9 protein-coding genes are annotated in these 12,885 nt (G+C 66.3%); 1 reads left to right on the top strand and 8 read right to left on the bottom strand.

Annotation, left to right across the window (positions count from 1 at the left end):
- Window positions 1-17 precede the first annotated feature (17 nt).
- The 8 genes from glmM to AC0J5K_RS06460 form a co-directional block, all read right to left on the bottom strand.
- Window positions 18-1,361 (bottom strand): phosphoglucosamine mutase, encoded by a 1,344-nt coding sequence (glmM, locus tag AC0J5K_RS06495; RefSeq protein WP_048532143.1) that lies wholly within the window; start codon window positions 1,359-1,361, stop codon window positions 18-20.
- Window positions 1,362-1,364: 3 nt separating this feature from the next.
- Window positions 1,365-2,384 carry a dihydropteroate synthase gene (folP, locus tag AC0J5K_RS06490; protein WP_274565252.1) on the bottom strand — a complete coding sequence of 340 codons (1,020 nt, stop codon included), beginning with the start codon at window positions 2,382-2,384 and terminating at the stop codon, window positions 1,365-1,367.
- A 27-nt stretch (window positions 2,385-2,411) separates the two neighbouring features.
- Complete coding sequence (locus tag AC0J5K_RS06485; protein ID WP_274565253.1) at window positions 2,412-3,344, bottom strand: dihydroneopterin aldolase; 933 nt, start codon at window positions 3,342-3,344, stop codon at window positions 2,412-2,414.
- Between the two features lie 107 nt (window positions 3,345-3,451).
- Window positions 3,452-4,093 carry a cell wall hydrolase gene (locus tag AC0J5K_RS06480; RefSeq protein ID WP_053083360.1) on the bottom strand — a complete coding sequence of 214 codons (642 nt, stop codon included), beginning with the start codon at window positions 4,091-4,093 and terminating at the stop codon, window positions 3,452-3,454.
- Window positions 4,094-4,269: 176 nt separating this feature from the next.
- Window positions 4,270-6,852: a putative PEP-binding protein gene (locus tag AC0J5K_RS06475; RefSeq protein ID WP_274565254.1), complete on the bottom strand. Its 2,583-nt coding sequence runs from the start codon at window positions 6,850-6,852 to the stop codon at window positions 4,270-4,272.
- 97 nt (window positions 6,853-6,949) lie between these two features.
- Window positions 6,950-9,220, bottom strand: a complete 2,271-nt coding sequence (glyS, locus tag AC0J5K_RS06470; protein WP_274565255.1) for a glycine--tRNA ligase subunit beta — start codon at window positions 9,218-9,220, stop codon at window positions 6,950-6,952.
- 150 nt (window positions 9,221-9,370) lie between these two features.
- Window positions 9,371-9,901, bottom strand: a complete 531-nt coding sequence (locus AC0J5K_RS06465; RefSeq protein ID WP_074838532.1) for a DUF6446 family protein — start codon at window positions 9,899-9,901, stop codon at window positions 9,371-9,373.
- A complete protein-coding gene (locus AC0J5K_RS06460) occupies window positions 9,898-10,842 on the bottom strand; it encodes a glycine--tRNA ligase subunit alpha (RefSeq protein ID WP_074838535.1) in 945 nt (314 codons plus the stop codon). Before AC0J5K_RS06460 ends, AC0J5K_RS06465 begins: the two co-directional genes overlap by 4 nt.
- Window positions 10,843-11,065: 223 nt before the next feature.
- Between AC0J5K_RS06460 and AC0J5K_RS06455 the strand changes: the two genes are divergently transcribed.
- A complete protein-coding gene (locus AC0J5K_RS06455; RefSeq protein ID WP_274565256.1) occupies window positions 11,066-12,817 on the top strand; it encodes a trypsin-like peptidase domain-containing protein in 1,752 nt (583 codons plus the stop codon).
- Window positions 12,818-12,885: the final 68 nt, after the last annotated feature.

The following is a 12,885-nucleotide window of genomic DNA, read 5'->3' as shown; positions in this document are numbered from 1 at the left end:
CGCCGGGCCGGACTGGCTCAGACCACGTCCTGCACCGCTTCGACAACCCGGTCGACTACCGCTTCCAGCATCGCCGGGTCTTCGCATTCGGCCATCACCCGGATCAGCGGCTCGGTGCCCGATTTGCGGATCAGCAGGCGGCCCTTGCCATTGAGCTCGGTCTCGGCCGAGGCGATGGCCGCCTTGACGCCATCGGTCTCCAGCGGCAATTGCCCGGCGCCAAAACGCACGTTCTTGAGCATCTGCGGCACCGGATCGAAATTGTTCGCCAGATCGCTGGCGCTGCGGCCGGTGCGCGTCATCGCGGCAAGGAATTGCAGCCCCGCCATCAGCCCGTCGCCGGTGGTGGCGTAATCCGTCATCACGATATGGCCCGATTGCTCGCCGCCGAGGTTCCAGCCGCCGGCGCGCATCGCCTCGACGACATAGCGGTCGCCGACGCCGGTGCGCTCGAGCCGCAGGCCGTGGCCATGCAGGAACCGCTCGAGCCCGAGGTTCGACATCACCGTCGCCACCAGCGTACCGCCGCGCAGGCGCTCTTCCGCCGCCCATTGCGCCGCCATCAGCGCCATGATCTGATCGCCATCGGCCACGGTGCCGGTTTCGTCGATGATCATCACTCGGTCGGCATCGCCGTCGAGACAGATGCCGACATCCGCACCGTGTTCAAGCACCGCGGCCGCGGCGGATTGCGGCTTGGTCGAGCCGCAGGCCTTGTTGATGTTGAAGCCGTCCGGGTTCACCCCGACCGGGATCACCTCGGCGCCCAGCTCCCAGAGAACCTCGGGCGCGGCGCGATAGGCGGCGCCATTGGCGCAGTCCACCACCACCTTCATGCCGTCGAGGCGCATGCCCGCCGGAAAGGTGCTCTTGACCCGCTCCTGATAGCGGAAACGGCCATCGTCGATCCGCTTGGCCTTGCCGATATCACCGGCCAGCGCGGGTTCCACCCCCTCTTCGACCAGCCGCTCGATCTCAGCCTCGGCCTCGTCATTAAGCTTGAACCCGTCGGGGCCAAAGAACTTGATGCCATTGTCCTCGGCCGGATTGTGCGAAGCGGAAATCATGATGCCCACATCCGCCCGCATCGAGGGCGTCAGCAGCCCCACCGCCGGCGTCGGCACCGGCCCCAGCAGCAGAACGCTCATCCCGGTCGAGGTGAGCCCGGCGGTCAGCGCGGTTTCGAACATGTAGCCCGAGCGCCGGGTGTCCTTGCCGATCACCACCCGGTGCACGCCGCCGTTTTCCCGGCGGAAATACCGCCCGGCCGCCGCGCCGATCCGAAGCGCCATATCGGCGGTCATCGGCGCGGTGTTCGCCTTGCCGCGCACCCCGTCGGTGCCAAAAAGCTTGCGAGACATTACTTAAATTCCTTCTTCAATCGCCAACCAGAGCCGCAGGGCCTGCCTGGTGTCACCTACATCATGAATTCTTAGAATCTGCACGCCCTGCGCAACCCCGGCAAGCGCCACCGCCACCGATCCGGGCATCCGGTCCTCGGCCCGAGGCGCCTGGCCCACATCGCGGATCAGTCCCTTGCGCGAGGCGCCGAGCAGCAGCGGCACGCCCAGCCCGTGAAACAAGCTCAGGCCGCGCAGCAGCGCAAGGTTGTGCGCGGTGGTCTTGCCAAAGCCGATGCCGGGATCGGCGACGATCCTGTGGCGCGGAATGCCGGCGGCCTCGGCCAGGGCGATCTGGCGAGCCAGAAAATCATAGACTTCGAGCAGCACGTCGCCGTAGCGCGGATTGTCCTGCATGGTCTGCGGCGTGCCCTGGCTGTGCATGATGCAGACCGGCAGCCCTGCCTCGGCGCAGAACGGCGCGAGACCGGCGTCGAAGACGAAGCCAGAGACATCGTTGACCAGATGCGCCCCGGCGTCGGCGGCGGCCGCGGCCACCGCCCGTTTGCGGGTGTCGATCGAGATCGGCAGCGGCACCGCCGAGGACAGCGCCTCGATCACCGGCGCAACCCGGCCGATCTCTTCGGCTTCCGAGATATCGACCGCCCCCGGACGGGTGCTTTCGCCGCCGACATCGATGATGTCGGCCCCGGCATCGGCCATGGCACGGCCATGCGCCAGCGCGCTGTCAAAGCCGCTGTGCCTTCCGCCGTCGGAAAAGCTGTCGGGGGTGACGTTGAGAATGCCCATCAGGCGGGGCCGGTCCATCTCCAGCCCGGCGATGGCCGCACGCGGCGCGCTGAGACACTGCAACAGGTCGTCGGGGATGGCGTCGGCCGCGACAATAGCCCGGCCGCCGTCGTGGCTCAGCCGCTCGGCCTGGGTGAACCAGCCCGGCCCCCCGGCAAGCGCCACGGCACTCTCCGGACGGGCGGTGCCGCGTTGGACCAGCGGGCGGAAATATGTCTCACGAGTCGCCGTCATGGCGTTCACATGATCCAATCGTTCCGGTCATGCAAGGTGGCGCTGCGTCACCGCGACGGCGCGGGCCTTCAAGCCTTGGGTTTCGGGCAGATCTTCGCCGATCACCAGGAAGTCGCTGGCCTCGATATGCCCCGCGAACCAGGCCGCAAGCGCCACGCTGTCGCGCGGCCGAGTCTTGGGGCCTTCGACCGCGTCCAGAACGATCTTGGACGGCGCCCAGAGGCTCATCTGATCGTGTTTCATGCCCCAGTCGAGCTCGGTCAGCGTGCCGACGACCACGCAGCGCGGATCGCGCGCCGCAAGCACCCAGCCGTTCTGCTCGATCGCCAGAAGATCGACCCGGCGCTGCGCCAGCGGATGATCGGCCTCGGGCCGCGCGCCGTCGGGCAACCCGACGCAGAGCACGACCGGCGCCGCTTGCCCGGCCAGCCAGTCGAGCCAGTCGGTCAGATGCGGCGCGGCAATGGCCGCATTCGACAGATAGACCACCCGGGGATGCGGCCGCGCGCCGGTGAGCTGCGCGGCATGGGCCGGATCGAGATCGCCCCGGCTGCGCACGATCTCGACCCCCAGCGCGCCGGGCCCGCGATCGAGCTTTTCGATCCGTACGAAGACCCGCATCGCCTGCGGCTCGAGCAGAATGCGCTCGGCCACCCGTTCGGCCAGGGTTTCCAGAAGGTTGAGCCGTTCCTCGGCAAGCTCGAAGGCGATTGCCTCGGTCACCCGGTCATAGCTGAGGATGCGGTCGACATCGTCGTCGATGCGGTCGCCGGCGCGGGCGACCTCGACCACCACGTTGAAACAGACCCGCTGGGTGTGGCCGCGCTCGGACTGAAAGGCGCCGATCTCGACCTCGACGATATGATCGCGCAGCGAGATGCGGTCGCGCGGGGCCGCGCCCTCGGTGGCGGCGGCCCGTTCCGAGGGGTGGGCGAATGCGAGGTGGATGTCCTGGCTCATCATGGGTTTCCGGCTTTGGGTCTGCCGCCCGTGTCTAGCAGCAATCCTGCCGCGCTGGCAGACCCAAAACCGGCCTGTTCGCCGCAAGAGGCGAAGTGCATGGGCCGTTACTTCTGCGAAAGACGGGTGTCTTCGCGATAGAACTTGTGCACGCCGATGGTGGTGGTGTGGGCAAAGACCCGCGACCAGTTCGGGCGCACCGCCGTGGTGTGGTAATAGGTCGCGCCGCCGGTCAGCTTGTGCGGCAGGCCGCTGAGCATCGCCTTGGCGATCTTGGCCACCCGGGCATAGGCGCCGGGATTGCCCACGGTCTCGGCACGGCCATCACAGGTATAGGTGAACTGGCAGGCGTATTTGCGGCCGGTGCCCTGATTGATCACGCCGCAGACCGTGTTCGGGAACTTATTGCTCTCGACGCGGTTGAGAATGACCTCGGCGACGGCAACCTGGCCCTTGATGCTTTCCCCGCGCGCCTCGAAATAGAGCGCTTCGGCCAGACAGGTGAATTGTTCGCCGCCCTTGCCGTTGGGCAGGCTTCTGAGCCAGGCCTCATCGTAGTCGATGGAACCGGCGGATTTGGGCTGATTGGCGCCAAGCGCCCATTTCAACGTGCCCTTGGGCACGGATTTGAGCCCCTTGCGCTCCAGCTGGATCAGGCTGCCGACCTCGTTCGGACGCAATTCGGCCTTGGCACCGTGACCTGGAAGCCCCAGGATCGCGGCCGCTATACCGGCAATTATCAGACGCATTCTATCCCTCACACGCGAAAGCCCGAGAGGGTCCCGGGCTGCTGGCAACCCGCGTTGTATAGTCAGAAAGTGAATTTTCTTCTAGCGGCAGCCTGACGCAGGGCAGAAAACCGCCACAGCGCGGAGGCGGCGCGCGGATAATCCACAAGATCGACCCGGCCGCAAAGGGCCTTCCTCTATATCTTGCCGCCCAACGCAAGTTGCGCCGCCGCAAGCCTTGCGACCGGCACACGGAAGGGCGAACAGGAAACATAGGTGAATCCCATGTCCCGGCAGATGGCAATCGATTCGGGGTTGCCGCCGTGTTCGCCACAGATCGAAAGCACCACGTCGGGCCGCGCCTTGCGGCCGCGCTCGGCCCCGATCCGCAACAGCTCGGCCACGCCGTCGCGGTCCAGCACATGGAACGGATCTTCGGCAAAGACCCCCTGCTTGACGTAATCCGACATGAACCGCCCGGCGTCGTCGCGCGACAGCCCATAGGTCATCTGCGTCAGATCGTTGGTGCCGAAGCTGAGAAAATCGGTATGGCCGGCGATCTCTTCGGCGCGCAGCGCGGCGCGGGGCGTTTCCACCATCACCCCCAGTCGATAGTCGAAATCCCGGCCCCGTTCGTTGCGCACCGCGGCGGCCACCGCGTCGACGCGGGTCTTGACGATTTCCACCTCGCGCTTGGCCGAAACCAGCGGGATCATGATTTCCGGCACCACCGGCGCGCCTTCGCGGCTGGCCGCCAGCGTCGCCTCGAAGATGGCGCGGGCCTGCATGTCGTAGATCTCGGGCAGCGTGATGCCCAGCCGCACCCCGCGCATGCCCAGCATCGGATTGTATTCGCCCAGAGATTCCACCCGCCGTTCGACATCCGAGACCGGCAGGTCCAGCGCCTCGGCCAGCGCCCGCATGCCGGGCTTGTCCGATGGCAGGAACTCGTGCAGCGGCGGGTCGAACAGCCGGATGCAGACCGGCTGGCCCTGCATGATGCGGAACAGCTCGATGAAATCCGCCCGCTGCATCGGCAGGAGCAGCTCTAGCGCCGCCCGCCGGTCCTCGGAGGATTTGGCAAAGATCATCTCGCGCATGACGATCATGCGGTCGGTTTCAAAGAACATATGTTCGGTGCGGCACAGCCCGATGCCGTCGGCCTTGAAGTTGCGCGCGGTCTGGGCGTCCATCGGCGTATCGGCATTGGCGCGGATGTCGATGTCGCGCGCCGCATCGGCCCAGTCCATAAGCGTCTGAAAACTCTCGTCAAGCGCCGCCTCGAGCATCGGCGGGCTGCCGGCCAGCACCTCGCCCGTGGCGCCGTCGATGGTGATCACGTCGCCCTCGTGGAACACCCGGCCATCGGCCGCCACCAGACGTTTCTTTCGGATGTGGAAGGCCAGGCTCGCGGCGCCGACGATGCAGGGAATGCCCATGCCACGGCCGATCACCGCCGCGTGGCTGGTCATGCCGCCGCGTTCGGTCAGCACGCCGACCGCCGCCTGCATGCCGCGAATGTCCTCGGGCGAGGTCTCGCGCCGCACCAGCACACAGGGTTCGTCGCGCGCCGCGCTGGCCTGGGCTGCGGTGGCGCTGAAGACGATCCTGCCGGTGGCCGCGCCGGGGCTGGCGGCAACGCCGTGGCCGAGGATGTCGCGCGGCGCGTCGGTGTCGATCTGACGGTGCAGCAATTCGCTCAGCGCCCGCGGCTCGACCCGCATCAGCGCCTCTTCGCGCGGAATGATCTTGTCCTGTGCCAGCGCCACGGCAATCCGCACCGCCGCCCGGTTCGAGCGACGCACCCGCACCCCGTCGAGTACATGCACCCGCCCGCCCTGAATGGTGAATTCGATCTGCATCTCGGCGCGCAGCTTTCGGCGCATCCGCTCGGCAATGCCGACGATCTCGTTGAAGGCCTCTGGCGCCACCTCTTCCAGCGACGGCCCGCGCTCGTCCCGCGCCAGAAACAGCGCCTCGGACGCCCCCGAAAGCGCCTCGCGACCCTGGCTCTGGCTCAGGTAGCGCCCGGTAATCTGGCGCAGCCCGGTGTGGCTGTTGACCAGTTGCAGCACGCCTGATCCGGTCTCGCCGTCGCGCGCCTCGGGGTGGCCGATCCCCAGCGCCATCTCCTGCACCACCAGGCCAAGACCGGCATCCGCCGGCGCGCCCTTGGCCTGGCGCAACAGCCGCGCCGTGGTGCCCTCCCAGGCCCGCGCCATCGAGCGCAGCACCTGCGCCAATTGCGCCGCCGGATCCTGCGGAAAGGGTTCTTCGGCCTCGTCTTCATAGGCGCGCAGCGCTTCGGACAGCGCCTGCGGCCCCTCGGCGGTGATCTCTTCAAAGACATCCGGGTCGAGCCGCGCCACATGCAGGGCGTAAGCCTCGACAAACCTTGCATAAAGCGCCGAGGCCGCGTGGCTCCCCAGAGTATCGCACATCTCGACGTAACGAGCATCGTTCATGCCGATATTGAGGATCGCCCCCGGCCCGCCCCAATCCGGATCCTGGCTCGACGGCCGCACACAGAGCAGCGCGCCCTCGGGAAAGGCGGCGAGGATTTCCGCCATGTCGGGCATGTGTCCGCTGGCGATACCATGCACGGTTTCGAAGGAAAGCGCTACGGTCGTCGGCACCGGCATGTCGAGCCGCACCAGACGTTGCAGGCATTTCGCCCGCCCGCCATGGGTGTGGGCCTTCATCTGTGCCGTGGGCGTGATCGGCGTGATATCGGGGTTGTCCTGAAGCAAGCGCGGCTCCTTTGCGTTGCAGCGCAGCATAAGCGCCACCACGCATCGCACAAGCGCTAACTCACGCCGTGCCCCGCCATCGTTACATCACCCCATGCCCGGCCCGGCCGACCATCGGGCCCCCCGATCACCCTTCGATACGCGCCAGATCGGCCACCGAAAGACAGGCGGTGCGGATGCTCGACAACAGGTTCAGCCGGTTGCGCCGCAGCACCTCATTTTCGGCGTTGACCTGCACCGCCTCGAAAAACCCGTCGACCGCCCCGCGCAAGCCCGCCAGCGCCGACATCGCCGCCTCGAAATCCTGACGCTCCAGCGCCGCCTTGATCTTGGGCTGGGCGGCATCCAGAGCGGAAAACAGCGCCTTTTCCTCGGCTTCCTCGGCGAACTTCACGTCGCCACCAAAGCTGTATTCAACCCCGTCCTTCTCTTCGGCCTGAGTCAGGATGTTGTTGGCGCGCTTGAAGCCCTGCAACAGGTTTTCGCCGTCCGACGTGTCGAGGAAGCCCTGCAAGGCCTGGGCGCGTTTGACCAGCAGCGCCAGATCGTCACTGCCCGGCATGGCGACACAAGCGTCGATCACGTCGTGCCGGATACCCTGATCGCGCAGGAAGACCTTCAGACGGTCGTGGAAGAAGGACAGGAGGTCAGCAGAAACTCGCGATGAACTTGGAATTTCATAGGTTTCCGCTGGCCAGTCAAAAGTATCGTCTGCTTCAACAATTGTAATGTTTTCGCTTCGAGTGAACCGAGGTCCGATGAAGAGAGTTGACGGATTTGTTTCCGTAGAGTGTAGATCGGGATGCCAAGGCTGAAAGGTATCACCAGGCTTGAAATATAGGATGTTCAGGTCCGATAGACTTTTAATGGTGCGGGAATAGTGATTCTCAACGATTGAAACCAAAGATAACCATATTTTATTGTTAAAAACCAACCGGATCACCCCCAGAGCCGCCCGCCGGAGTGCAAACGGATCCTTCGATCCCGTCGGCTTTTCGTCGATCGCCCAGAAGCCGGTCAGCGTGTCGAGTTTGTCGGCCAGCGCCACGGCGACCGAGACCGGCTCGACCGGCACGTCGTCGGAAGGGCCGAGCGGCGAGTAATGGTCGCGGCAGGCGTCGGCCACCGGCTGCGACAGCCCGGCCGCCATGGCGTAGTACCGCCCCATGATCCCCTGCAACTCGGGGAATTCATAGACCATCTCTGACGACAGGTCGGCCTTGGCCACTTTCGCGGCCAGTTCCGCGGCATCGGCGTCCGCCCCGACCATCGGCGCGATCTCGCGTGCCAGTGCGGCGATGCGGGCGATGCGTTCGGCCTGCGAGCCCAGCTTGTTGTGGAAGGTGACCTGCGCCAGCGGCGCCGCCATGCCTTCGAGCCCCGCATCAGAAACGGCGCGCAAGTCGTTCTCCCAAAAGAACTTTGCATCCGACAGCCGGGCCGAAAGAACCTTCTGGTTGCCGGCCAGGATGGTGGCGCCGTTGTCGGCGGTCTCGCGGTTGGCAACGGTGATGAATTTCTCGATCCGGCCGGTCTTGGGATTCTTCACCGAAAAGAACTTCTGGTGCTCTTTCATCGAGGTTTGAAGCACCTCCGGCGGCAGCCCGAGGAAATTGGCGCCGATCTCACCCATCAGCACCACCGGCCATTCCACCAGCCCGGCCACTTCGGCCAGAAGCCCCTTGTCCTCGACCACCTCCAGCCCCTGCGAAAAGGCTACGTTGGTGGCGTCGTTCCAGATGTGATCGGCCCGCTCCTGCGCATCCAAAACCACATGCGCGCGCTTTAGCTTTGCCGCGTAATCCTCGTAAGACACAACAGAAAATGCATCCGGTGCCATGAAGCGATGGCCGCGGGTCACATCGCCGGCGCGGATGCCGTCGATTTCGAAGGGCACCACCTCGGCGCCGGCCTCGTCGCTCAGCAGGCAGATCACCGAATGCAGCGGCCGCACCCAGCGCAGGCTGCCCGCGCCCCAGCGCATCGACTTCGGCCAAGGGAAGTTGCGGATCACCTCTTCCAGCACCTCGGCGACGATCTCTGCCGCCGGGCGGCCGGGCTTGGTGATGGTGGCGAAATAGACCGCGCCCTTGGGGGTTTCGCGTTCCTCAAGATCGTCGCGGCTCACACCGGCGCCGCGCAGAAACCCCTCGATCGCCTTGTCAGGCGCGCCCACCTTGGGGCCCTTGCGCTCTTCGCGCACGGTGGGGCTTTCGGCCAGCAGCCCCTCGACGGTCAGCGCCAGCCGGCGCGGCGTCGAAAAGGCGGCGGCGGAGGCATAGGTCAGCCCGGCCTCGACCAGCCCGTCGGTCATCCGCTTTTTCAGGTCATCACAGCCGCGCGCCTGCATCCGCGCGGGAATTTCTTCGGAAAAGAGTTCGATAAGCAGGTCGGGCATAGGGTCACCGGGGGTTCTGGATCAACGCCCCGGTGCTTAATGCCCCTGCCCCTGCACGGCAAGCCGATAGCGGCGAATTTGCCCTCCCATCTTCTGGCCGGGCCGGGCACCTCTGCCGAAGGCTCGACGCGGGAGGCCGGTGCACCGTGCTCAGTCGGTGGAATTTTCGCGCGGGGGGCATTCCTCGCCCACCACTGTGCCGTCATAGGCCTTGTCACCGCAGTCGTTCAGCTCGTGCCAGACAAAGCCGCGCCCGTCATCGGTGATCGCCACCACCCGGTCGACGCCATATGCCACGTTCTTCTGGCTCAGAAAGGTCAGCGCGTCCCCGGCCGCCAACGCGGCGCCGATGGCCTCGGCGTCGAAACAGTCGAACCAGCCGGGCGCAATGCGCGGCTCGGCATCGTCGTAGATTTCATAGGTCTCGGTCAGCATGGCGAGGCTGTGGATGGTGGTGAAGCAGGCGCGGTAGCGGATCGGCGAGCTGTCGGCGTCGATCGCCTCGAAGGCGTCATAGACGATCGGCTCCGGCACGCCGGACGTCAGCGAGACAAGCTGCACGTCATCCTGACCGTTGGCGGCCACCGGCGAGTAGAAGGCATAGATCTGCATGTAGTAGACCAGCGCGCCCGCGACCAAAGCCACCAAGACGATCACCCCCGCAATAATCCGGCCGCTCATTCTGCGGCCTCCGCCACATGGCCGCCCGCCTCGGTCAGCACGAAGGCATCGGCGCAGGCCTTGGCCAGCGTCCTGACCCGGCCGATATAAGCCTGCCGTTCGGTGACCGAGATCACACCCCGGGCGTCGAGCAGGTTGAAGATATGGCTGGCCTTGATGCATTGGTCATAGGCCGGATGCGCCATGACGATGCGCTTGCCGGTCTTGGGATCGTGGTGCGGCGCCTCAAGGATGCGAGCGCATTCCGCCTCGGCCTCTTCGAAATGCCGCAACAGCACCTCGGTGTCGGCCACATCGAAATTCCAACGGGAATATTCCTGCTCGGTCTGGCGGAACACGTCGCCATAGCTGAGCGCGATCGGCGTTTGGGGATCGTTGTAGGGCATGTCCATCACGTGATCGATGCCCAGCACATACATCGCCAGCCGCTCGAGCCCGTAGGTCAGCTCGCCCGAGACCGGGTGGCAATCATGGCCGCCGACCTGCTGGAAATAGGTGAATTGCGACACTTCCATGCCGTCGCACCAGACCTCCCAGCCCAGGCCCCAGGCGCCCAGTGTCGGGCTCTCCCAGTCATCCTCGACGAAGCGGATATCGTGCAGCGCCATGTCGATGCCGATGGCTTGCAGCGAACCGAGGTAGAGCGCCTGAAGATCGGGCGGACTGGGTTTGATCAGCACCTGATACTGGTAGTAATGCTGAAGCCGGTTCGGGTTCTCGCCGTAACGGCCGTCGGTGGGGCGGCGCGAGGGCTGAACATAGGCCGCGGCCCAGGGCTTCGAACCGAGCGACCGCAGGGTGGTGGCGGGGTGAAATGTGCCGGCGCCGACCTCCATGTCATAGGGCTGCATCACGGCGCAGCCCTGCTCGGCCCAATAGGCCTGGAGCCGCAGGATGATCTCCTGGAAAGAGCGCGGTTTGGTGGCGGTGTCGCGTGTCATGTCATGGCCTTTGCAAGCTTTGCGCCTGCTTAGGCGGATGCGGCGCGAGGGTCAATCAGAGGCCCCGGATTGGCGGCAAATAGTGCCCTGCGGCATTGCGGCAACCCTGGGCTGACGATCACGTGACAAAAGCGGAAATCCGCCACTTTCAACGTGCAAGCCGGCCGCCATGCTCTACACTGGTTCGATACGACAGATATGCAGGCCAGGACGACCCACACATATGACACGTTTGTTTTTTGCCACCCTTTGCGCGCTGGTATTTTCCCTGAGCGCCGCCATCGCCCAGGACAACCGGGCCTGGATTCAGATCGAGGCGCTGCCCAGCCTACTCGAAGCCGAAGACCGGGTGCGCGATTACGCCGAATTTCTGCCCAATGTGAACGGATTTGCCGTGGGATCGGGCTGGTATGCGGTGGCGCTCGGGCCCTATGCGTCGCGCAATGCCGCCAATGGCGAGCTGCGCCAACTGCGTGCCCGGGGCCGGGTGCCGCGGGACAGTTTTGTCGTCGGCGCGCAGTCGCTGCAACGCCAGTTCTGGCCGGTGGGCGCCGATGCGCAGACCGCACCGCCGCCGGTCGAGACCTCGGACCTGCCGGATGACCAGGCGGCGGAGGCGGCGGCAGAGGCGGCGCCCGGCGCCCCGGAGGTGCCGGAGGAAACCCTGGCCCAGGCCCGCCGCAGCGAGGCGCAGATGACCGGCCAGGAGAAACGCGACTTGCAGGTCGCGCTGCAATGGGCCGGCTTTTACAATGCCGCCATCGACGGCGCCTATGGCGCCGGCACCCGCCGCGCCATGGCAGCCTGGCAAGAGGCCAACGGCCATGAGGCCACCAGCGTGATGACCACCCGCCAGCGGGCCCAGGCCTTGCGGCAATACAATGCCGTGCTCGAGGGCATGGACCTGCAACAGGTCACCGACAGCCAGGCCGGGATCGAGATGCTGCTGCCGCTGGGCGTGGTGGCATTCGAGGCGCATGAGGCGCCTTTTGCCCGCTATGCGGCCACCGGCGATCTGCCGGCCCAGGTGCTGCTGATATCGCAGGCCGGTGACCCGCGCCGCCTGTTCGGTCTCTACGACATCCTGCAAACCCTGGAAGTGGTGCCGCTTGACGGCCCGCGCGAGCGCCGCGACGACGGTTTCAGCATAACCGGCCGCAATGACGAGATCGTCTCTCACACCGAGGTCAGCCTGCGGGACGGCGAGATCAAGGGGTTCATGCTGGTCTGGCCGGCCGGCGACGAAGACCGCCGGACGCGGGTGCTTCAGGAGATGTCCGAGAGTTTCACCCGCCTCGCCGGCGTGCTGCCGTCTGACCTGGGGGCCGACGACAGCCAGTCGGTCGACCTGCTGTCGGGACTGCAAATCCGCAGGCCGCGGGTGTCGCGCACCGGGTTCTTTGTCGCGGCGGATGGCACCGTGCTGACCACCCTGGAGGCGGTCGACGGCTGCACCCGGGTCACGCTCGATGGCACGACCGAGGCGCGCGTCGCCGCGACCGACACCGCGCTGGGCATGGCCCTGCTGACGCCCCAGAGCGCCCTGGCGCCGCTGGAGGTGGCCGAACTGGCCAGCGCCGCGCCGCGCCTGCAATCCGAGATCGCGGTTGCGGGCTTTTCCTACGAAGGTGTGCTGGGCGCGCCCTCGATGACCTTTGGCACGCTGGTCGATCTGCGCGGGCTGAACGGCGAGGACGCGCTCGACCGGGTGGCGCTCTCGGCCCTGCCCGGCGATGCCGGCGGGCCGGTGATGGACCGCTCGGGCGCGGTGATCGGCATGCTGTTGCCGCGCGACGGCGACGGTCGGAGGCTGCCCGAGGAGGTCAGCTTTGCCGCCGATGCCAGCGCGCTGGAGGCGGCGATGCGGCAGGCCGGCGTCACGGCGCGGATGGCGCCGGGCGGCGCGGAGATGGCGCCGGAGGATCTGACCAACAAGGCGCGCGGAATGGCGGTCCTGGTGAGCTGCTGGGACTGATGCCGCAGCGGGGATGGGGGCGCTGCCCCCGTCCCTGCGGGACTCCCCCGAGGGTATTTTCGGCATGA

Source organism: Marinovum sp. E3, from assembly GCF_055755275.1.
The sequence above is the reverse complement of the archived record's forward strand: the minus strand, read 5'-3'. Positions and strand labels throughout refer to the sequence as shown.